This is a genomic window from Kribbella sp. NPDC051952 (genome assembly GCF_040680855.1).
Taxonomy (GTDB): Bacteria; Actinomycetota; Actinomycetes; order Propionibacteriales; family Kribbellaceae; genus Kribbella.
On record NZ_JBFAXQ010000019.1, the window covers coordinates 1 to 20,803 of the forward strand.

Here is a 20,803-nt window from a genome sequence, read left to right on the forward strand (position 1 = left end):
CCTACACCACGCTCTACCGATATACCGACGACACCGCCCACCACGCCACCGACAACGCCACCCACCACCCCACCGACAACTCCCCCCACCACCCCACCGACAACTCCCCCCACCACCCCACCGACAACTCCCCCCACCACCCCACCCACGACTCCCCCGACCACGCCGCCAACCACCCCACCGACGACCCCGCCCACGACACCTCCGACCACGCCACCGACGACACCGCCCACCACGCCCCCAACCTCCCCGCCAACGTCGCCCCCGACGTCGCCGCCTACTTCTCCCCCGACGAGCCCGCCGACGTCGCCGCCCACCTCACCACCAACGTCTCCCCCCACCTCACCTCCGACGTCGCCGCCCACCTCACCACCCGTGCCGACGGTCTCCCCCAGACCGCCCCAGGTCACCAAGACCCCACAAGGCCCTGTCAACACAGGCGATGCGTCCGGCCCGTTGATCTGGCTCATCGAGCCGCCGACCGCGCCGTGGTTCGGTTGGATCGACACCGGCCCCTCCTGAGGACCGGCGCAGCGGTTCTGCAGGTCGCGATCGCCGGGCGGCGGTCGGCTGTGCGAGTGAGTCGGGCGAGGGGCCGACTCAGTCCGGACCGGTCGCAGCCGACCTCGGACCGCGAACCGCTGCGCCAATCACCACGGTGGGCCGATCGAGGCACACCACCGCAATAGAAACTGGAACACCCAACCGAGGACTCCGCTCGGCGCCCTCCCGCGAACCGTCCCGGCCCTCACCCCACCAGGGACGCGAGCAGCCGGCACCGATGCGGAACTCCACCCCGATCCGGGTCGCCATCCCCGCGATCGGGGTGGACTCAGGTCTGGTGCTTCTCGGCCGCAACGCAACGGCTGGTGGACGCAACTGTTCCCGGTGCCGTCGTACGGGCTCTACATAGGTTGCACAGTCGTGGCCGCGCGTTCCTGTCTGGTTGCGAGGATCAGGCCTGCGTTCCAACCGGGGGCGCGGCCGCCGACGGGTGGGTGGATCGTGGTGAGGTCGTGACCGGTTCGGGCGAGCAGCCAGGCGGTCAGTGAGTTCGAGTTCCACATGTCACCCGCGCCCAGTTGATCCCGTCCCCAGACAAGAGGCGGGACCGACGGGATGAGGTCGATCAGCGAGGCGGCACGAAGTTCGTCCTGGCTCACCCAGCCCGAGCCGGCCACGGCCTCCGCGATATCCGGAATCTGACCTCCCTGCCAGCAGCGGACCTCGTAGCGGAAGTACCGCGATCGGCCGAGCCAAGCCAGACCTACTGGGCCTTCGCAAACCACACCCCGGTCGGCCTGGTCGCTGCTCCAGACCGGCGTCATCTCGATCACGAACCGTTGTCCTCGGGCGTGCACCTGCAGTGCGGAGTGGTACAGGTCCGCCGCGGAGCGATGATCGCGCCACGAGGCCAGCGTTTCCAGTACCCGTCCGTTCCACCGCACCGACCGCCCACCGGCCCCGAGCGGAAGCCAGAACAACTCGATCCCGGACTCCGGTGTCGACATCACGCTTCCACACCAGAATGCGGGACGGTCTCGGCCCGTTGTTTGATGCCGAGCATGCACTTGCGCATCATCGGAAAGTCGAAGGGCTCGACCAGGAGAAGGCTGAACAGGATGGTCGGATGCGTCCAGCGGTAGTGGGTGCGGACTCTGGTGCGCAACCGGCTGCCTTCTGATCCGACCGGCTCCAGGTACCACAGCCAGGTCGTATGCCCGGCCTTGTCGCCCCAGAGCAACCACCTGCCGGGATCCAGATCCTTCACGTACAGACCTCCGCCACCCGGCCCGAGAGGCACAAGATCACCGACCCGGACATTCTGCAGCGATTGGTCGATGCGCACCGCGCTCCTGTGGCCGAGGTTGTCGAGCAGGTCGTAGCTGTACCACCCGGCCCGGTCGAAGCCGAGCTGGACTATCCACGGCCAGACAGCTTCGGGAGTCGCCTCGATCGTCACCGCGCGGGTCGCCGCGAAGGTGGGTGCGTCTACGACCTCATCTCCGGGCAATGGCTCGTGAACCTCGGCGTCCGTCGATCCCCACCGCAGATGCCAGGGACGGTACCTGGAGGTCAAGAACACTGCTGCCGCCGCGAATGCGCACACCCGGCCTAGATGTCGCAGCCAGGTTGGCGGGCTCAGCCGCGAGTACGTAGGCATGGTAGGTCAGTTCACCGTTGTGACGAGGTCCTCGACGGAACGCGGTTCTGTGTGCTGATTCCCGTGCGCAGCACGGTGTGGCACGATCGCGACCGGGCCGGAGACGACAGCCATCGCCCGGCGAGCGATGGGATCGCCGATCGGGACGATGCCCGCGTGCGCGCCAAGAACCACCAAGCTGACCTCTCGGGACTTGTGTAACAGCGCCGCGACGACCGGCCGACACGTCAGGTACCGCGTCACCTTCACCTCGGGGTACTCCGAGGACCATCGTCCGAGCATTTCGGCAAGCGCGGACTCCGCCGTGCGGATCCACAGGCCGTCGGGAAGCGAGTGGCGTGGAGCGGCATGAACCGCAACCAGGTTCCCGCCACGAGCACCTGCCGCGCCGAACGCATACCCGACCGCCTCGGACGACAGCGCAGTACCGTCGACGCCGACAGCGACATCGCGTTGCGACGGGGCCGCCTTCCACGAGCCTGGTACGACGATCAGCGGGCAGTCGCTGCGGCGGGCCAGAAGAAGGTTGCTCCGAGCAGCGATCAAGCGTTCAGGACCGCGATGCCGCGAGCGCCCGATGACCAAGGCACGGGCACCGTCGGCCGCCGCGGACAACACCTTGATCCGCGATCCCGACTCGCAGATCACTGTCACCTCGAGGGCGTCACCGATCTGCCGGCGAGTATGAGCAACGGCGACCCGCAAGGATTCACGGGCCCGCTCGGCCGACGGCTGGCGCTCCTCACCGGCGGCCACGTCCGAGGCCTGATGCGCGGCCAGGAGAACCAGCTCGGCATCGTCGCGGACAGCCTCCGTGCAGGCGTAGTCGATCACGCGCAGCCCTTCAGCCGATCCGTCGACTTCGACCACGACCGGACCAGTAGCAGCTGGGGCGGTTTCGGGCGACCGCGTGGTCGAGGTCACGGTGATTCCTTCCGGTTCGGGATGTCTGCTCCGATCGTGTCCCGCGGAAGCCGATCGGAGGCAGAGCCCGCCGGTCCCCTGCCTGGGTGCCGAAAGGCCCGTCGGCTCGGGACCGATGCCCGGTGCGGTCAGGTGTGGTGTGGGCGAGGCTGACGGTGACCTGCACCAACGATCGGGAGTCACCCATGCGTCAACTGCTGGAAAAGCCACTCGACAGCGTCGAACTGCAGGCGATCAACGCGTACTGGCGAGCCGCGAACTACCTGTCGGTCGGCCAGATCTACCTCATGCACAACGCCTTGCTGACCGAGCCGCTACGGCCGGAGCACATCAAGCCACGGCTGCTCGGCCATTGGGGAACGACTCCCGGCCTGAACCTCCTGTACGCCCACCTCAACCGGGCGATCAAGCAGCGCGACCTGTCGATGATGTACGTGATCGGACCCGGCCATGGTGGCCCCGCGATCGCGGCGAACACCTGGCTCGAAGGCAGCTACACCGACACCTACCCCGACGTGACCCGCGACGCCGCAGGCATGCAGACGCTGTTCCGCCAGTTCTCCTTCCCCGGCGGGATCCCCAGTCATGTCGCTCCGGAGCTGCCCGGCTCGATCCACGAGGGCGGCGAACTCGGCTACTCCCTCAGCCACGCGTACGGCGCCGCGCTGGACAACCCGGACCTGGTGGTCGCGTGTGTGATCGGCGACGGTGAGGCCGAGACCGGGCCGCTCGCGGCGTCCTGGCATTCCAACAAGTTCCTCGATCCGCGCACCGACGGCGCGGTGCTGCCGATCCTGCACCTGAACGGCTACAAGATCGCGAACCCGGCCGTCCTCGCCCGGATCGGCGACGAAGAACTCACCAGCCTGCTCGAGGGATACGGCCACCGGCCGTACCTGGTCGAGGGTCACGATCCTGAGCTTGTCCACCAGAACCTCGCCGCCACACTCGACGCGGTACTGGACGAGATCGCGGACATCCAGGCCGAGGCCCGCGCACTCCCCGACGTCCCTCGCCGGCCGTGGCCGATGATCGTCTTGCGAACACCCAAGGGCTGGACCGGTCCGCGAGACGTCGACGGCGTACCCGTCGAGGGAACCTGGCGGGCCCACCAGGTCCCGCTGGCCGGCGTACGAACCTCGCCAGAGCACCTCGCCATGCTGGAGGCGTGGATGCGTAGCTACCGGATCGAGGAGCTGTTCGACGCCGAAGGCATGCCGGTCGCCGAATTGACTGACCAGGTCCCGCCCGGAGACCGCCGGATGGGTTCCACCCGGCATGCCAACGGTGGACTGCTGACTCGCGCGCTCGACCTGCCTGCCCTGTCGGAGTACGCCGTCGACGTACCGCAACCAGGCAGCGGACCCGACGAGCCCACTCGCGTGCTCGGGACCTTCCTGCGCGACGTGATGCGGGCCAACGCCGACCACCAGAACTTCCGGGTCTTCGGGCCCGACGAGACCGCCTCCAACCGCCTCGACGCGATCTACGAGGCCACCTCCAAGGCCTGGAATGCCGAGGTGCTACCGACCGACGAGAACCTCGCGGTCAGTGGCCGGGTGATGGAGATCCTCAGCGAGCACACCTGCCAGGGCTGGCTCGAGGGCTACCTGCTGACCGGACGGCACGGCTGGTTCTCCTGCTACGAGGCGTTCGTGCACATTGTCGATTCCATGGTCAACCAGCACGCCAAGTGGCTGAAGGTCTCCCGCACACTTGCATGGCGGCGGCCGATCCCGTCCCTCAACTATCTCCTCACCTCGCACGTGTGGCGCCAGGACAACAACGGGTTCTCGCATCAGGATCCCGGCTTCATCGACCATGTCGTGAACAAGAAGGCCGAGGTTGTCCGGGTCTATCTGCCACCGGACACCAACACCCTGCTGGCGGTGTCGGACCATTGTCTGCGCAGTCGCGGATACATCAATGTCATTGTCGCAGGCAAGCAACCTCAACCCAGCTGGCTGGACCACGAGTCCGCTGTCCTGCACTGTGCACGAGGTATCGGGGTCTGGCAGTGGGCGAGCAACGATGCCGGCGAGCCGGACGTCGTACTGGCGTGTGCCGGCGACGTTCCCACGCTCGAAACCCTGGCCGCGGTGAGCGTGCTGCGTGAACACGTCCCCGACCTCAGGATCCGGGTCGTCAACGTCGTGGATCTGATGCGTCTACAGCCGGCCTCGGAGCACCCGCACGGGCTGAGCGACGCCGAGTTCGACGCCATCTTCACCACCGACAAGCCGGTCATCTTCGCGTACCACGGGTACCCGTCGCTGATCCATCGCCTCACCTACCGGCGGCACAACCACGCGAACCTTCATGTGCGCGGGTACAAGGAAGAGGGAACCACGACCACGCCGTTCGACATGGTGGTCCGCAACGACCTCGACCGCTACCACCTGGCCATCGACGTGATCGACCGCGTCCCCGGCCTCGGCCAGCGGGCCGTCACCACCCGCCAGTGGCTCACCGACCAGCGCGCACGGCACCACGCCTACATCATCGAGCACGGCGAGGACCTCCCCGAGGTACGCGACTGGCACTGGACACCCGCACCCGTTGGTCCCTGATGGTGACCATCCGGCGGGTCGGCTCGGCCAGTGGTTAGGGTTCAGCCATGGGGAGCAGCGTCTACATCGCGTCGGTAGAGGGGTCCACCGGAAAATCCACCGTCGCGCTCGGAGTGCTTCAGCAACTGTCGCGCCGGGTCGAACGGGTGGCGGTGTTCCGGCCCATCGTTCGTCCAGACACGGCGATGCACGGTGGTCGTGACTACGTCCTGGACCTCCTCACTGCCCATGATGCTGTCCAGTTGTCGTACGACGAGTGCCTCGGCGTGACGTACGACGAGGTGCACGCAGACCCCGACGCCGCGCTCGATGTGATCGTGCAGCGCTACCACGAGGTCGCCGACCGCGCCGACGCCGTACTCGTCGTCGGCAGCGACTACACCGACGTAGGAAGTCCGACCGAGTTCTCCTACAACGCGAAGATCGCCGCCAATCTGGGAACGCCGGTGCTGCTCGTCCTCAACGGATTCCAGCACAGCCCACACGACTTGCGGGCCATCGCCGACATGGCCGTCGGGGAGCTCCGGGAGAACCATGGTGCGCTCGCGGCGGTCGTCGCGAACCGGGTCGACCCGAAGCATCTCGACGACGCCGTCGCGGCGCTGGCCGGCGTCGGGGTACCGGCGTTCGCCCTGCCGGAGGAGCCGCTGCTGACCCAACCCACTGTTGCCGACCTGCTGCCTCCGGTAGACGGCAGCCTGCTGAGCGGCGACCCCGCCCTGCTGACGCGAGAAGTCACCGGCCTCGTCGTCGCCGGTATGACCATGCCGAACGTGCTCGACCGGTTGTTCGAGGGAACTGCGGTGGTGACAGCCGGAGACCGCCCAGAGGTTGTCCTCGGGGTCCTGATGGCGCACGCCTCGCGCAACTTCCCGCAGATCTCCGCGGTGGTTCTCAACGGTGGGTTCACCCTGCCGGCCCAGGTCCAGCGACTGATCGACGGCCTCGGGGTGACCCTGCCCATCCTCGAGACCACGCTCGACACCCAGGCAACGTCGGCGGCACTGACCGCAGTACGCGGCCGGCTCACCAAGGACTCGCCGCGCAAGGTGGACGCGGCGTCGGCGTTGTTCGAACAGCACGTCGACAGCGACGCTCTGCTCGATCAGCTGGAGGTCGCGCGCAGCAGTGCGGTCACGCCGCTGATGTTCGAGCACCAGCTGATCGACGAAGCAGTTGCCCAGCGCAAGCACATCGTCCTGCCGGAAGGCGAGGAGGAGCGCATCCTCCGAGCTGCCGACGTACTGCTCCGCCGGGGCGTGGCCGACCTGACCCTGCTCGGGAATCCGGTGACGATCAGCGCGAAGGCCGCCGCCCTCGGCACCGACATCGCCGCGGCCCGGATCGTCGACCCTGAGCACGACCACCTCGCCGACCGGCTCGCGGAGGAACTGCACAGGCTCCGGCAGCATCGCGGCGTCGACCTCGACCGGGCCCGCGAGCTGGTCAAAGACGTCTCGTACTTCGGGACGATGATGGTCCAACTCGGCCTCGCCGACGGCATGGTGTCCGGCTCGGTGCACACCACGGCCCACACCATCCGGCCCGCCCTCGAGGTCGTCAAGACCGTGCCCGGCGTGTCCGTCGTCTCGTCGGTGTTCTTCATGTGCCTGCAGAACCAGGTCCTGGTGTACGGCGACTGCGCCGTCAACCCGGATCCCACCGCCGAGCAGCTGGCCGACATCGCGATCTCGTCGGCCGCCACGGCAGTTGCCTTCGGCATCGAACCACGCGTCGCGATGCTGTCCTACTCGACCGGCGCCTCCGGCTCCGGAACCGACGTCGAAAAGGTGTCCGAGGCAACCGCGATCATCCGCGATCGGGCGCCGGAGCTGCCGGTCGAGGGACCGATCCAGTACGACGCCGCGATCGACGTCGCGGTAGCGAAGACGAAGCTGCCCGGATCGCCGGTGGCCGGCCGGGCGACCGTGTTCATCTTCCCCGACCTCAACACCGGCAACAACACCTACAAGGCCGTGCAACGGTCAGCGAACGCAGTCGCGGTCGGGCCGGTCCTGCAAGGTCTCCGCAAGCCCGTCAACGATCTCTCCCGCGGTGCGACCGTACGGGACATCGTGAACACCGTTGCGATCACTGCCATCCAGGCCGCCCGATGAGCGACCACGTCCTGGTCATCAACGCCGGTTCGTCGTCGCTCAAGTACAGCGTGGTCGACGCCCGCAACGGTGAGTCCGCTGCCTCCGGCCTGGCTGAACGCATCGGGGAAAGCCAAGGCCGCCACATCCACCGCGGCCCGAACGGTGAGACGGCAACGACGCGATCGATTCCCAGCCACGAGGACGCGCTGCGCGGGGCGATCGAGGCCTTCGAGTCGCACGGCCCGTCACTCGACGGCCTCGATCTCGCGGCAGTTGGCCACCGCGTCGTGCACGGCGGATCCAAGTTCTCTGCCTCGGCACTGATCGATGACGCACTGGTCGACGCGGTGACCGAACTGGTGCCCCTGGCCCCGTTGCACAACCCTGCCAACCTGGAGGGAATCCGGGTCGCCCGCCAACTGTTCCCCGGCTTGCCACAGGTCGCCGTGTTCGACACGGCGTTCCATCAAACCCTGCCACCGCCCGCCTACACCTACGCTGTGCCGTTGCGCTGGCGAGATGATCACGGGATCCGTCGCTACGGCTTCCACGGGACGTCGCACGCGTTCGTGTCCCGCGAGACCGCCCGGCTGCTCGGACGCGACCCGGCCGACGTGAACGTCATCGTGCTGCACCTCGGCAACGGGTGCTCGGCCGCAGCCGTCCGAGGTGGCCGGTCGGTCGAGACGTCGATGGGCCTGACGCCACTCGAGGGGCTCGTGATGGGGACGCGCTCAGGTGATGTCGATCCGGCGATCCCGGCGTACCTCACCCGAGAGCTCGGCCTGTCGATGGACGAGATCGACCATGCCCTCAACTCCGCTTCGGGATTGAAAGGCATCGCCGGCGAGAACGACTTCCGTGAGCTGTCGCAACTGCGTGCACAAGGTGACGAACACGCCGGCCTGGCCTTCGATGTCTACTGCCACCGGATCCGCAAGTACGTCGGTGCCTACTACGCCGTCCTGGAGACAGTCGACGCCGTCGTCTTCACCGCAGGTGTGGGTGAACACTCGGGCGAGGTTCGGGCCGCATCACTGAACGGCCTTGGACGACTGGGAATCGCCATCGACAAGGACCGCAACAACGCACCGTCGGCCGGAGCTCGCCGGATCTCCACCGATGACAGCGAGGTCGCGGTCTTCGTCGTTCCGACGAACGAGGAGTGGCAGATCGCCCGTGAGACCCTCGGCGTCGTAGGAAACTGAGAGCCGCAGTCGATGTCCGGGACCTGCTGACAGTCCCCGGCGAGTCCGGGACCTTCGGCCCTACTGGAGCACGACGGGCTGGATGATCGTGGATTTGTCGACGGTTGGGAGACCCTGATGAGCACGCAAAGTCATTTCGACCGGTCCCGGCTCGAGATCGTCGGTCCGGCAGATTGCCTGCAGCTGCTCGGGTCGGTCCCGCTGGGGCGGCTCGTCTACACGTCCGGCGGGCTTCCCGCGGTCCGGCTGGTCAACTTCGTCCTGGACGACGACACCATCGTGTTCAGCACTGCGAGCGGTGACAAGTTCCGGGCCGCGGAGCGGGGCGACGTGGTCGCCTTCGAGGCCGACGAGGTGGACCTCGAGCGGCATGTCGGCTGGACAGTGACCGCTGTCGGGCACCTGTCGGTCGTCTCCGCGGACGAGGTCGAGGCGCTTCGCCACAGCCTCCCGTTGCATTCCTGGCTGCCGATGGACGACCCGTACCTGCTCCGATTGGGCATCGAGTCCGTCCACGGCCGGCGGCTGCTCCCCTGGGCGCAGCGTCCCGGGTCCGCAAGTTCGCGTCGGCGATAACTTTCCGGAGTACCTTGGAGCCGTGGCTGAACGCTCGCGAGCGGAGCAAGGCAGCTGGGACGAGGGGGCGCTGGAGTACGCCGGTCTGTCCCGGATACGTCTGGACGCCCTCCTGCAGGAGCTGCTCGGCCGGGTCGACGAGATCATGGACACCCAGGAGCGGCTGCGGGCCCTGCTCGACGCGGTCGTCGGCATCGGCGCCGACCTCGACCTGAACAGCACGCTCGACCGCATCGTCACCGCGGCCTGCGAACTGGCCGGCGCGCGGTACGGCGCACTCGGCGTGGTCGGCCCGGACGGCAAACGGCTCGTCCGCTTCATCACTCACGGCGTCAGCGCCGAAGAAATTGCGGCGATCGGCCCATATCCCGAGGGTCACGGCATCCTCGGGCTGCTGATCGAGCACCCGGAACCGATCCGCCTGCACGAGCTGGCCGAACATCCGCGGTCGTACGGCTTCCCGGCGAACCACCCACCGATGAAGAGCTTCCTCGGCGTACCGATCCGGACCCGCGAGCGCGCCTTCGGCAACCTCTACCTGACCGAGAAGACCGGCGGCGCGGACTTCACCGAGGACGACGAGCGCACGGTCACAGCACTCGCGGTTGCCGCCGGGGTCGTCATCGACAACGCCCGCCTGTACGCCGACACCGAGCAGCGCCGGCGCTGGCACGAGGTCACCGCTGAGATCACCCAACTGATGCTGGGCGAGTTCGAGCCCGAGCAGGCACTTCGGCTGATCACGCAGCGATCCCGCGAAGTCTCCGGCGCACAGGTCGCAGCGTTGCTGCTTGCCGAAGGCACCGATCTGGTCGTGCGCGCCGTCGACGGACCACAGGAGTACCACCGCTTCATCGGCCGGCGGATCCCGGCCGACCTTCCCGTGCTCGGCACCGCGGCGATCAGGGACGAGCAGGTCGTGATCGAGGACCTGGCCCAATTCCTGAAGGACGCCGGCGGACTGACCGAGTTCCCCGAAGCGGCCGACCTCGGGCGAACGACGATGGCACCACTGCCGGCCGGCCGTACCGGCACCGGCGGCCTGCTCGTGATCGCCATGGAACAAGGATCGAACACCCGCAGCTCTGACGGCGCAGACCTGATCCGGGTGTTCGCCGGGCAGGCCACCCTGGCCCTCGAACGCGCCCAGGCACAACACGACCGCGAGATGCTCGCGGTCCTCGAGGACCGCGACCGGATCGCCAGGGATCTGCACGACCTGGTCATCCAGAGGCTCTTCGCCACCGGACTGCAACTGCAGGGCATGCATCGGCTCGCCCGCCCCGAACACCAGCAACGACTGAGCCAGGCAGTCGATGACATCGACACGACCATCCATGAACTCCGCGCTGCGATCTTCCAGCTCCAGCAGACCCCCGGCACCAGCTCACTGCGTGGTGACGTGCATGCGCTGGTCGCGGAGTACTCCGAACCGCTCGGGTTCCGGCCCCAGCTGATCTGCACCGGCCCGATCGACACCGTCGTACCAGCTCCCGTCCGGCCGCAGATCCTCGCCACCATCCGGGAATCGCTGTCGAACATCGTCCGTCACGCACAGGCATCCCAAGCCACCGTCGAGGTATCGGTCGGCGCGGACGAGGTCATGGCCCGGATCTCCGACGACGGCGTCGGCATCGCGCCCGGCAACCACAGAAGCGGCCTGCGCAACCTGACCGAACGCGCACGAACGGTCAACGGCACCGTCGAGATCGCCGGCAACGCACCGCACGGCACGGTGGTCGAGTTCAGAGCGCCGACCGGCGACTGACTGACTGCCGAACGGCCTGCTGGGTCGGGACTCTTGCCCGCAGCGCCACCCTCCTCCCACGCGCGACGCTGAAGTATCACCATTGGGAGGAGCCCTCCATGAAGTCGGACCTGCAACTGCCCGCGGCCCACGTCGACGCCCTGCTCACAGCGGCCATCGCCGCGCCCAGCATGCACAACACCCAACCCTGGCGGTTCGAGGTGAACGGTCACGTGATCGACCTCTTCCTCGACGGCTCGCGCACTCTGCCGGCCGAGGACCCCACCGGCCGGGCGATGCGCATCTCGGCCGGCGCGGCGATCTTCAACCTGCGCTGCGCGGCTGCCTCGCTGGGCTACGGCACCTGGTACGGCTTCGCGCCGTACCCCGACGAACCCAACCTGCTGGCCCGCATAGTCCTGGAACCCACGAGCACGCCGGACGAGACCCTGGGCAACCTCGCGACCCAGATCCCGCACCGGCACACCGACCGCCGTCCCTCCGACACCACGCCGGTGTCCGAGCGTATGCGCGTTGCCTTGATGCAGGCGGCGTACGCCGAAGGCGCCGAGCTGACCTGGCTCGGCGAACCCGAGGTGGACACCGTGCTCGGCCTGGTACTCGACACCGACCTGCGGGAGATCGGCGACTGGCAGCGCCGGACCGAGCGCGCCCACTGGGTCGGCGGTGAACGCAGGACCGAAGGCATCCCCAGCTCGGCGCTAGGACCGCGATCCACCACCTATCCGGCAGCCGTCCGCGACATGGCCACCCGCCCCGCCGACCACCTCCGCGAGCAGACCACCTTCGAGACCCACCCCGATCTCACCGTACTGTCCACCGGCTACGACAAGCCCGCGGACCAGGCCGCCGCCGGCGCCGCACTCGAGCGAGTGCTGCTCACCGCGACCCGGGAAGGCCTCAGCGCGTCGTTCCTCAACCAGCTACTCGAGTTCGACGACCTGCGCCGTACGGTTCAAGACCTCACGCTGCGGCCGGGACACGCCCACATGATCATCCGCTTCGGCCACCACCGGCCCGGCACCACCACCACGCCCCGCCGCCCGATCGCCGACTTCCTGCCCACCGAGGAGCAATCATGACCGGCACGTTGCAGCAAGAGATCGACCGCTGGGAGGCCGAACTCTCCCGCATCGCCGAGAGCAGCGCGTCCGACGACTGGTTCGTCGAAGAGCGCCGCCTGGCCGAAGCACGATGCACCCTCACCGCCTACCGCGGCCGCATCCTGCCGACCTTCACGAACCAGCCGAACGACGCGATCGTCGCCGACGAGATCACCCACCTGCTCGATCGACTCGAAGACCTCCGCAACGACCTCTTCCGAACCGTCCACCCGCCCACCTCCCACCAGGAGATCGCCGAAACCCTGGCCGCGCTGCGCGCCCTGACCCGCGTCGCCCTGCGCTTCGACCGAACACTCGAGAACGCGCACTGACCGTCGCCTACTACCGACGATCACGCGTTGGGCCCGCGCATCCGGCGGGCGTGCCAGTCGGGTTCGGGTGGTGCCGGGACGAGTCGCACGCGAACGTCGACCGCGAAGGCACCGGACGGGCCTGCGATCAACGGGTTGATGTCGAGCTCGGCCAGTTCAGGTATCAGCTCAGCGAGCCAGGCGACGCGGTGGACGACGTCGAGCACAGCCTCCTGGTCGGCGGCCTGTGCACCGCGATAACCGGCCAGCAGCGGTGCGCAGCGCAGTGAATGCACCATCTCGGTGGCGTCCAGGTCAGTGAGTGGCAGGCCTCGCCACTGGCGGTCGGCCAGCAGGTCGGTGAGGATGCCGCCGCTGCCGGCCATCAGCAGCGGACCGAACAGGCGGTCGCGCACGACGCCGATCACCAGCTCGGTCCCGCTCGGCGCCATCTGCGCGTCCCCGGCCGCCGCAGAGATCTCGTCGTACGCCGGCAGCACCGGAATCCCCGCGCCCTCGAGCAGCTGACCGACGTGCTGCGAATCCAACCAGCCACCGTCGGGATTGTGCTCGAGAAACCGGCGGACCAGTGCTCGCGTTCCGGCCGGATCAACCCGAGTCAGCACCGGCACGGCGCCCTGCGGCCGGGACCGCCATTCGGCGTACCGAACGGCATGAGCCACGGCACGCACCGCGCTCTCCGGGAAGGGGAACACCGGGAGACGACGACCGTCCGCGAGCGCGATCTCCGGTGCGGCATGGGCCGAACCGACACAGTTCACGACGATGGGAAGCTCGGCCTCTGCCGCCGAGTTCGCGATCGCGTCGTAGATGTCGCCGATGCGGCCGGCCCGCGTGACGGCGTAGCAGACCAGCACGGTGTCGACCTCGCCGCTGTCGACGATCACCTTCAAAGCCTGCGTGAGGCTCAGCGGTGACGCGGCCGCGCCCAGATCGACGGGATTTCCACTCCCCACCGCACCGATCGCGGCCAGCTGACGCAGAACGGCCTCACTGAGTTCCGGTAGGTCGAGTCCGAGGCGACCGGCAGCGTCCGCCGCGAGTACACCGGCACCGCCCGCGTTTCCGACGACGGCAAGCCGGCGGCCACCTGGCAGTGGCCGGGCCGCGAGTACCCGGGCCGTCTCCACGAGTTCCTCGACGGTGTCCATCCGCAGTACGCCGGACTGCGCGAACAGCGCGTCGACGGCGGTCTCCGGGGTCGCGGCCGCGGCAGTGTGTGAGGCACCGGCCCGCCGGCCATCCGCAGACCGGCCACCCTTCACAACCAGGATCGGCTTGGTCCGGCCGACCAGCCGGGCCAGGCCGCCGAACTTGCGCGGATTTCCGAACGACTCCAGGTAGAGGCCGATCACCGCGGTCCGCGCGTCGCCCCACCAGTGCAGCAGCAGATCGTTGCCGCTGACATCGACCTTGTTGCCGAGCGAGACGAACTCGGAGATCCCGAGTCCGGTCCGGGCGGCCTGGTCGAGCACTGCGATGCCGACGGCGCCCGACTGCGCGGCGATCGCCAGCGTTCCGGGCGTCGGTGACCCCTCGGCAAAGGTCGCGTTCAGGCTGACCGCCGGGTCGGTGTTCACCAGTCCCAGGCAGTTCGGGCCGATCAGCCGGATGCTGTGGCTGCGGGCGATCTCAAGGATCTCTCGCTGTAGCTCGGCCCCCGCCGCTCCCAGCTCGGAGAAGCCGGCGGTCAGCACCACCGCTCCCCCGACGCCCTTGGCGCCACACTCGGTCAGCACCGCTGGTACCTGAGCGGCCGGGACCGCGATCACTGCGAGATCGACGTCACCGGGCACATCCACGACCGACGGGTACGACGGAAGGTCCCTAACCCGCTCGGCGTGCGGATTCACGGCGTACACGGTTCCGGTGAAGTTGCCGCTGACAATGTTCCGCAAGACCTCGTGACCGACCCCGCCCGGAGTCCGGCCCGCACCGATCACCGCCACCCCGCGAGGCGAGAACAGCCGGGCGAACGAACGGTCTTCAGCACCCCGCTCACGCTCGGCCATCCGCTCCAGCGTCGACGGGCGGTAGGCCGTGTCCAACACCAACTCGACGACGCCGCTGTCCATGCTGCGGACCTGTTCGAAACCTGAGCCGGCGAACACGCGCAGCATTCCCACGTTCTCGACCAGCGTGTCGGCTCGCAGCCGCCAGATCCCGTTCTCCCGGGCCATCGCAGCGAGTTGCTCCAGCAGCAGCGTCCCGATCCCCCGGCCGTGGACCGAGTCCTCGACCAGGAAGGCCATCTCGGCCTCGCCCGTGCTCAGCGGTTCGTAACTCGCCACACCCACTAGCTGATCGCCGTACTCGGCCACCAAGGCGACATGCCCGTCGTGCACCGTCACCAGATGGTGCGTCTGCTCATCGGCGGACGACCGGCTGATCCCGAAGAAGCGCAGATAGATCGACCGGTCCGACACCCGCAGGTTCATCGCCGTGAGCGCCGGCTCGTCGTCCACCCGGAGCGGACGGATCTGGACCACCGACCCGTCCGAGGCCAGCACGTCCCAGCCGGTGGCCGGCCGCCCACCCACGACCTGATCGATCGCCGTCATGACGTCTCCTTCCGACACTCCACCAGCCCACCGCGCCACGCGCGCGCGAGCCAGTGCCGTTGGGTCCCACATCAGCGGGACCTTTGCCCCTTGGTGACCGCCGCGCAGGTCCTCGGGCCCGGTGGCGATGGTCATTCGGCACTGCCTCGACCGCACCGGCAGCTGATGTGCTGGAGACGAGCAGAAGGAGGTCTTCATGTCACGCAAGGTATTGGTTGCTTACGCCAGCAAGATGGGTGCCACCGCCGGCATCGCCGAGGTCATCAGTGACGAACTGCGCGAGCGCGGACACGAGGTCGACGTACTCGACGTTACCCAGGTCCGGACCGTCGAGCCGTACGACGCCGTCGTACTCGGCAGCGCGATCTACCTCCGCCGCTGGCGGCCCGAGGCGAGACAGTTCCTGAAGCGCTGCGCCGACGAGCTCCGCACCCGCCAGGTCTGGCTCTTCCACAGCGGACCCGTCGGCCCCGACAAGGACCAGGACCAGGAAATGCCTCCCGCCGTACGTCGCCTCGCTCGCGAGATCGGAGCCACCCCAGCGGTCACCTTCGCCGGTCGGCTCGAACCCGCCACCGCCAAGGGCTTCCTCGCCCGTCACCTGGCGACGGGAAACATGTCCGGAGACTCCCGCGACTGGACCAAGATCCGCGCCTGGGCAGCCGACATCAGCGCCGCCATCTCCACCACCCAACGCACCTGGGACACCACGCCAAGCTGACCCACGAGGTCCGGCGGCCGACCGAGGAGGCTTCTCGGTCGGCCGTTCCTATGGTTGCGGGTGCTTGTTCGCGTGTTCGATCGCGAACACGGCGGCCTCGGTGCGACGCTCGAGGTTCAGCTTGCGCAGCAACGAGGACACGTAGTTCTTGACCGTCTTCTCGGCCAGGAAGAGCGATTGAGCGATCTGGCGATTGGTCTTGCCTTCGGCGATCTCGGCGAGGATCCGGCGTTCCTGCTCGGTCAGAGCGGCATACCTCGGATCCTCCTCGGCGACCGGGTGACGGAGTCGTTCGAGCACCTTCATCGTCATCGCCGGGTCCAGGAGCGACTCGCCGGCGGCGATGCGTCGTACCGCCTCGATCAGCGCGTCGCCGTGGATCTGCTTCAGCAGGTAGCCCGCCGCGCCGGCCATGATCGCGGTGAAGAGTGCCTGGTCGTCGGAGTACGACGTGAGCATCAGGCAGGCCGGCGGATCGTCCATCGACGAGCGGATCTCGCGACACACGGTGATGCCGTCGCCGTCCGGCAACCGCACGTCCAGGACCGCGACATCGGGGCGTACGGCGGGGATCCGCGCGATCGCCTCCGCCGCGGTCGAGGCGTCACCGACCACGTCGATGTCCGGCTCGCCGTCCAGCAGCTGGTGCAGTCCCAGCCGGACGACCTCGTGATCGTCCAGCAGAAACACCTTGATCGCCATCACCGTCTCCTTCGCCGTCACCCGCCTGTCGGACGTGATCCGGCACGCCTGTTTGCAGCATGTCCTCTCAGCGCGGCCTGCGCCAGGGCCATCGGTCCCCCAGATCAGGACGTTTGCCGAGAGCCCGGATCTGGCCGTGCGTCGCGGCACAGGGTCAGTGCGTCGGTACGACGAGGTCGCCGCGCTGCTCGTGCTCCTGGTCGTCCTCGAGCGTGGGCTGGTGATGCGGCACGATCGCGACCGGACACGTCATCGCGGACACCGAGCGGCGCGCCACCGGATCGACCGGCAACGGACCAGCGTGCGAACCGACGACAACCAGGCCGACGTCACCGCTTTCGTGCACCAACGCGGCGGCCGGTTGACGGCTGCTCAGGAACCGCGTCACCCGCACACCCGGGAACCGGCTCGTCCACGGGGCGAGCGTCTCCGACAGCAGGTGATCTGCCCGGCTGATCCATGCATGCTCGGGGTCGTCGTTGTTCCAGGCGTGCTCCGCGGGCAGACCGGCGTGCACGACGACCAGTTCCGCCTCTCGACCGGCCGCCATACCGAAGGCGAACTCCAGTGCCTCCGACGACAGCGTCGTACCATCGATGCCGACGGCAACCTTGCGGTCCTGCAGCGACGGCTTCCAGGACGCGGGTACGACGACCACCGGACAGCCTGCGCGACTCGCCAGCGTCAGGCTCGCGTGCGTGCTCTGCAGTCGCTGCGGACCGCGACCACGCGATCTGCCGACAACCAGCATCCGCGCGTTCCGCGCCGCGTGTGCGAGCACCCGTGTGCGCGATCCCTCACCAGCGATCGCGGCCAACTGGAGCGCGTGGCCGTCCCGGTGCCGGACATGCGCGACCGCCACGCGCAACGTGGCGTCCGCGAGCTCGGCCGGCGGCTTCGGTGTATATCCCGGCATCATCGGCGAGAACGAACTGTGCGCCGAGTACGGCGCAACCAGCACCAGCTCGGCGCCACTGCGCAACGCCTCCGCGGCCGCATAGTCCACGACCCGCAGATTCTCCGCACGTCCATCGACCTCGACCACAACCGGCCCGGTCCGCGTCCATGTACTCATGTCTTCCGCCTTTCTCTCACGTCCAACGTCTCGCTATCCGGGCCGGAGTGGTCAGCCGCCTGCCGGCACGACCGCCGGCAGACAGCCGGCGCCGTGGAGCACACCCACGGGTCGCCGGCTTGACAGTCATCGGGTCACCGCAGCCACGGGTACCGGCGGACTGCGTCGACACCGCTCCACCATCGGCCGAGGCCCCACACGTTGCCAGCGGCAACGAGGGCGAGGACGATGACGGTGATGGCGCCGAGGATGTGGTCGTCGATCACCGGGTTGGTCTCCGGCGGCAGCGCTGCCGTCCACATCATCAGGTAGAGCACGGTGCCGCTGACGGCGGCGATCCGCATCCCGATTCCCAGGGTGAGGGCCAGGCCGATACCGGCCAGAGCGATCATGAACAGCGGTGTGACCCACCAGTCCCCGACCAGCGAGTGGTAGAAGTCCGCGAACGGGCCGCTGGTGCCCTTGCCCAGGAAGCCGGCGGTCGGGTCCCCGCCGTCGATCCAGCCCTTGCCGGCCGGGGTGGCGTAGCCGAGGCCGAACAGCTTGTCGACGAAGGCCCACAGGAATGTGAGGCCGAAGGCGATCCGCAGTACGGCGAGCGCGCGCCCGGCCATCGTGGTGATGACGGGATGACGATCACTCGTGATCGTGGAACCCGGCGAGCGGTGCGAGGTGGTGGTCATGGTGTCCCTTTCCTTTGAATCCGATACCTCGATCCTGCTGCCATCCCGGCTCGCCGGTTAGAGCCTTACTCACCTCACCCACCTGCCGAACGGCCTCTCAACTCGGGACCCTTGCCGCTGCGACGACGTGAGTGGACACACCATCGGTCGTCCGGCCGATCGCCTGCACCGCGATCTGAACGCGCAACAGCCGCGGTCCGCGACACCAGGTCGCCGACCGCGGCTGCAAATGCTGCTGGCGGCCGTCAGCGGATCTCGTGCCGGCGGACGATCGCGACAGGCGAGTCCGCGTGGTGCAGGAGACTCTGACTGACCGAACCCAGCAGCAAGCCGGCGACGCCGCCACGGCCACGGGATCCCACCACCACCAGCGAGGCCTGGTCGGACAGCGCGACCAGCAGGGCGCTCGTACGCCCTTCGAGCACCGAAGCCGTCACCGTCACCGTCGGATACTTCGCCCGATACGGCTCGAGGCTCTCCGCCAACCAGGCCATCAGCATCCGATGGGTACTCGCGATCGCCGCGGCGTGCTGAATCTGCGGGTGCCAGCAGTGGGTGACGATCAGGTCGTTGCCGGACCGGGCCGATTCCTCGAACGCGAAGGCCAGTGCCTCGTCCGAGTCCGGCGAGCCGTCGGTGCCCACGACCACGGATCCGGTACGGCGCTCACCGCGCATCACGACCACCGGACACGGTGCCTTGGCTGCGACCGACGTCGCCACCGAGCCGAGCACGGCGGCCGACATCTTGTTCCGTGATCTGGTCCCCAGGACCACCATCTCGGCCTGCTCTGCCTCGATGAGAATCGCGTTGGCCGGATCGGACTCCGCCAGCCACCCGGACGCATCGTGGTCTCCGAGCCGGTCCCGCGCGTACTCCACCGCGTCGTCGAGCTCGGCCTGGTACTCGTCCAGCGGCATCGGCGGTGGCACGTAGCCCTCGACACCGAGTGCCGGCCACCGGCTGAGCTCGTTCAAGTAGGCCCGGACGACCCGGACCGCCGATCGGCGCCCCTCGGCCGCCTCGACGGCCCAGTGCAGCGCGAGCTGACTCTCCGGGGTGTCGTCGACACCCACGAGGATGTACTTCTTCATTGCCTGTTCCCTTCCTTGGCTCGAACGGGATGGACAATCCGAACGGCTCGGGCCGGACCGTCGATGGTTGCGGCGGGCAGCGCCCGCGGGTGCACGTCGACCAAGTAGGTCTTGTCACGGACCGTTGCCGAGCGCCCCAGACCTGCGCGCACCATCCGCTGGACAATGACCGGCATGGCAGTCGCCAGGTGATCCACGCCCTGTTGCTCTCGGTTGCTGACGGCAACAGCACTGAACAGCGAGGCGAAGCACCGCCGACAGGCCGCGAGCACGTCCGCGCCGGTGCACAGATGGAGGAAGGCCTGGTCGACCACGTCGGGCTGCGTTCCTGTCGGGCTGTTGCGCACAGCAACCTCCGTGCCGTCACCACCCAGTTCCTCATACGCGGCGAGAATCTCGGCGGTCAATGCCGAGGGCAACGATGCCTCGCAGAACGCGGTGCGGATCTCGGCGGCGACCACGACCACGTCCCGCCCGGCCCGGTAGCGCCGAATCTCTCGTGCGATCACCGGGACCAGGCCGGCTTCGCGAACGAACTCCCGGTACGCCGTCGCAGTCACCGCGAAGCTCTCCGGGCCCCGGATCCCCTCCCGAGCCGGCTCAGCCAGTCGAGCGCTCCTCTGACCGACCTGCTCCGCAGCGATCCCGGTGGCACCGTCCAGTCGGATCACGTTCTTGCTGTTCATGTCTCCTCCTGTCAGAGCGAACCGGCAACAGCTTCGGCTTGTCGGTTGATTCCTGCTCTCATTCGACAGGTCTGACGGAGACGCCTGCAGAGTCGAAGGTCCCCTCTTCCGACGGCGCAGGTCCTCGTGCTCGAGTACGCGCCCTCGCGATCGGCGTTACTCGACGTACGCCGTCATCCGGATCGAGACGAGCAGTCCGGGTACATCGACGCCGAGCTTGGCGACGTAACGAGTCGGCGGCTCCGACCCGAACCACCGCGCGTACTCCTCGTTCAGGCCTGCGAAGTCCCCGGGGTCCGTGAGCAGTATGCCTACCTCGAGGATGTCGTCCAGGCCGGCGCCACCGGCGTTGAGGATGGCCTCACAGTTCTTGAGCGCCTGTCGTGTCTGACCTTGGATCGTGTCATCGGCGATGCTGCCGGTGCTCGGGTCGATTCCGACGGTTCCGGAGACGATGACATAGGGCCCGGCTTTGACTCCCTGGCTGTAGAGCGGCGAACTCGGCGCGTTGGCGGCGGTGATGATCTGACGTGCCAT

The 20,803-nt window shown here is 68.2% G+C and carries 19 protein-coding genes; 9 read left to right on the plus strand and 10 right to left on the minus strand.

What is annotated here, in order from left to right:
* On the plus strand, positions 1-689 hold a 689-nt coding region (locus AB0L70_RS29600; protein ID WP_363689883.1), incomplete at its 5' end, for a hypothetical protein.
* A gap of 216 nt (positions 690-905) precedes the next feature.
* Here the strand turns inward: AB0L70_RS29600 and AB0L70_RS29605 are convergent.
* The 3 genes from AB0L70_RS29605 to AB0L70_RS29615 form a co-directional block, all read right to left on the minus strand.
* Positions 906-1,511, minus strand: a complete 606-nt coding sequence (locus tag AB0L70_RS29605) for a hypothetical protein (protein ID WP_363689885.1) — start codon at positions 1,509-1,511, stop codon at positions 906-908.
* Positions 1,511-2,080 (minus strand): hypothetical protein, encoded by a 570-nt coding sequence (locus tag AB0L70_RS29610; protein WP_363689887.1) that lies wholly within the window; start codon positions 2,078-2,080, stop codon positions 1,511-1,513. Before AB0L70_RS29610 ends, AB0L70_RS29605 begins: the two co-directional genes overlap by 1 nt.
* A gap of 90 nt (positions 2,081-2,170) precedes the next feature.
* Positions 2,171-3,088: a universal stress protein gene (locus AB0L70_RS29615; protein ID WP_363689889.1), complete on the minus strand. Its 918-nt coding sequence runs from the start codon at positions 3,086-3,088 to the stop codon at positions 2,171-2,173.
* Between the two features lie 185 nt (positions 3,089-3,273).
* Between AB0L70_RS29615 and AB0L70_RS29620 the strand changes: the two genes are divergently transcribed.
* The 7 genes from AB0L70_RS29620 (at position 3,274) to AB0L70_RS29650 (ending at position 12,744) form a co-directional block, all read left to right on the plus strand.
* A complete protein-coding gene (locus AB0L70_RS29620) occupies positions 3,274-5,658 on the plus strand; it encodes a phosphoketolase family protein (protein WP_363689891.1) in 2,385 nt (794 codons plus the stop codon).
* A 47-nt stretch (positions 5,659-5,705) separates the two neighbouring features.
* The gene (gene pta / locus AB0L70_RS29625) at positions 5,706-7,775 is read left to right on the plus strand and encodes a phosphate acetyltransferase (RefSeq protein ID WP_363689893.1); all 2,070 of its coding nucleotides are present in this window, start codon (positions 5,706-5,708) and stop codon (positions 7,773-7,775) included.
* Positions 7,772-8,965 (plus strand): acetate kinase, encoded by a 1,194-nt coding sequence (locus AB0L70_RS29630; protein ID WP_363689895.1) that lies wholly within the window; start codon positions 7,772-7,774, stop codon positions 8,963-8,965. Before pta ends, AB0L70_RS29630 begins: the two co-directional genes overlap by 4 nt.
* A 117-nt stretch (positions 8,966-9,082) precedes the next feature.
* Complete coding sequence (locus AB0L70_RS29635) at positions 9,083-9,541, plus strand: pyridoxamine 5'-phosphate oxidase family protein (protein WP_363689897.1); 459 nt, start codon at positions 9,083-9,085, stop codon at positions 9,539-9,541.
* A 22-nt stretch (positions 9,542-9,563) separates the two neighbouring features.
* The gene (locus AB0L70_RS29640) at positions 9,564-11,309 is read left to right on the plus strand and encodes a GAF domain-containing protein (RefSeq protein ID WP_363689899.1); all 1,746 of its coding nucleotides are present in this window, start codon (positions 9,564-9,566) and stop codon (positions 11,307-11,309) included.
* 98 nt (positions 11,310-11,407) lie between these two features.
* Positions 11,408-12,391 carry a hypothetical protein gene (locus tag AB0L70_RS29645; RefSeq protein WP_363689901.1) on the plus strand — a complete coding sequence of 328 codons (984 nt, stop codon included), beginning with the start codon at positions 11,408-11,410 and terminating at the stop codon, positions 12,389-12,391.
* Positions 12,388-12,744 (plus strand): hypothetical protein, encoded by a 357-nt coding sequence (locus AB0L70_RS29650; protein WP_363689903.1) that lies wholly within the window; start codon positions 12,388-12,390, stop codon positions 12,742-12,744. Before AB0L70_RS29645 ends, AB0L70_RS29650 begins: the two co-directional genes overlap by 4 nt.
* A gap of 20 nt (positions 12,745-12,764) precedes the next feature.
* Here AB0L70_RS29650 and AB0L70_RS29655 read toward each other — a convergent pair whose 3' ends face one another.
* Positions 12,765-15,305, minus strand: coding sequence for a GNAT family N-acetyltransferase (locus AB0L70_RS29655; protein WP_363689905.1), 2,541 nt, complete (start codon positions 15,303-15,305; stop codon positions 12,765-12,767).
* A gap of 196 nt (positions 15,306-15,501) precedes the next feature.
* Between AB0L70_RS29655 and AB0L70_RS29660 the strand changes: the two genes are divergently transcribed.
* On the plus strand, positions 15,502-16,026 hold the full coding sequence (locus AB0L70_RS29660) for a flavodoxin domain-containing protein (protein ID WP_363689907.1): 525 nt from the start codon (positions 15,502-15,504) through the stop codon (positions 16,024-16,026).
* Between the two features lie 48 nt (positions 16,027-16,074).
* On the opposite strand, the gene AB0L70_RS29665 is transcribed toward AB0L70_RS29660, so the two are convergent.
* The 6 genes from AB0L70_RS29665 to AB0L70_RS29690 form a co-directional block, all read right to left on the minus strand.
* Entirely contained in the window at positions 16,075-16,728 is a 654-nt protein-coding gene (locus AB0L70_RS29665) for a response regulator transcription factor (RefSeq protein ID WP_363689909.1), read from the minus strand.
* A 154-nt stretch (positions 16,729-16,882) separates the two neighbouring features.
* Positions 16,883-17,803: a universal stress protein gene (locus AB0L70_RS29670; protein ID WP_363689911.1), complete on the minus strand. Its 921-nt coding sequence runs from the start codon at positions 17,801-17,803 to the stop codon at positions 16,883-16,885.
* Between the two features lie 134 nt (positions 17,804-17,937).
* Entirely contained in the window at positions 17,938-18,486 is a 549-nt protein-coding gene (locus AB0L70_RS29675) for a hypothetical protein (protein ID WP_363689913.1), read from the minus strand.
* Positions 18,487-18,731: 245 nt separating this feature from the next.
* A complete protein-coding gene (locus AB0L70_RS29680) occupies positions 18,732-19,580 on the minus strand; it encodes a universal stress protein (RefSeq protein WP_363689915.1) in 849 nt (282 codons plus the stop codon).
* The gene (locus tag AB0L70_RS29685) at positions 19,577-20,266 is read right to left on the minus strand and encodes a PEP/pyruvate-binding domain-containing protein (protein ID WP_363689917.1); all 690 of its coding nucleotides are present in this window, start codon (positions 20,264-20,266) and stop codon (positions 19,577-19,579) included. Before AB0L70_RS29685 ends, AB0L70_RS29680 begins: the two co-directional genes overlap by 4 nt.
* A gap of 156 nt (positions 20,267-20,422) precedes the next feature.
* Positions 20,423-20,803, minus strand: coding sequence for a RidA family protein (locus AB0L70_RS29690; protein ID WP_363689919.1), 381 nt, complete (start codon positions 20,801-20,803; stop codon positions 20,423-20,425).

What these genes read in the sequence shown, in the direction of transcription:
- AB0L70_RS29605 (WP_363689885.1), bottom strand. Translation starts at nt 1,511, where the DNA reads ATGTCGACACCGGAGTCCGGGATCGAGTTGTTCTGGCTTCCGCTCGGG.
- AB0L70_RS29620 (WP_363689891.1), top strand. Translation starts at nt 3,274, where the DNA reads ATGCGTCAACTGCTGGAAAAGCCACTCGACAGCGTCGAACTGCAGGCG.
- pta (WP_363689893.1), top strand. Translation starts at nt 5,706, where the DNA reads ATGGGGAGCAGCGTCTACATCGCGTCGGTAGAGGGGTCCACCGGAAAA.
- AB0L70_RS29630 (WP_363689895.1), top strand. Translation starts at nt 7,772, where the DNA reads ATGAGCGACCACGTCCTGGTCATCAACGCCGGTTCGTCGTCGCTCAAG.
- AB0L70_RS29635 (WP_363689897.1), top strand. Translation starts at nt 9,083, where the DNA reads ATGAGCACGCAAAGTCATTTCGACCGGTCCCGGCTCGAGATCGTCGGT.
- AB0L70_RS29645 (WP_363689901.1), top strand. Translation starts at nt 11,408, where the DNA reads ATGAAGTCGGACCTGCAACTGCCCGCGGCCCACGTCGACGCCCTGCTC.
- AB0L70_RS29650 (WP_363689903.1), top strand. Translation starts at nt 12,388, where the DNA reads ATGACCGGCACGTTGCAGCAAGAGATCGACCGCTGGGAGGCCGAACTC.
- AB0L70_RS29655 (WP_363689905.1), bottom strand. Translation starts at nt 15,305, where the DNA reads ATGACGGCGATCGATCAGGTCGTGGGTGGGCGGCCGGCCACCGGCTGG.
- AB0L70_RS29660 (WP_363689907.1), top strand. Translation starts at nt 15,502, where the DNA reads ATGTCACGCAAGGTATTGGTTGCTTACGCCAGCAAGATGGGTGCCACC.
- AB0L70_RS29665 (WP_363689909.1), bottom strand. Translation starts at nt 16,728, where the DNA reads ATGGCGATCAAGGTGTTTCTGCTGGACGATCACGAGGTCGTCCGGCTG.
- AB0L70_RS29670 (WP_363689911.1), bottom strand. Translation starts at nt 17,803, where the DNA reads ATGAGTACATGGACGCGGACCGGGCCGGTTGTGGTCGAGGTCGATGGA.
- AB0L70_RS29675 (WP_363689913.1), bottom strand. Translation starts at nt 18,486, where the DNA reads ATGACCACCACCTCGCACCGCTCGCCGGGTTCCACGATCACGAGTGAT.
- AB0L70_RS29680 (WP_363689915.1), bottom strand. Translation starts at nt 19,580, where the DNA reads ATGAAGAAGTACATCCTCGTGGGTGTCGACGACACCCCGGAGAGTCAG.
- AB0L70_RS29685 (WP_363689917.1), bottom strand. Translation starts at nt 20,266, where the DNA reads ATGAACAGCAAGAACGTGATCCGACTGGACGGTGCCACCGGGATCGCT.
- AB0L70_RS29690 (WP_363689919.1), bottom strand. Translation starts at nt 20,803, where the DNA reads ATGGCACGTCAGATCATCACCGCCGCCAACGCGCCGAGTTCGCCGCTC.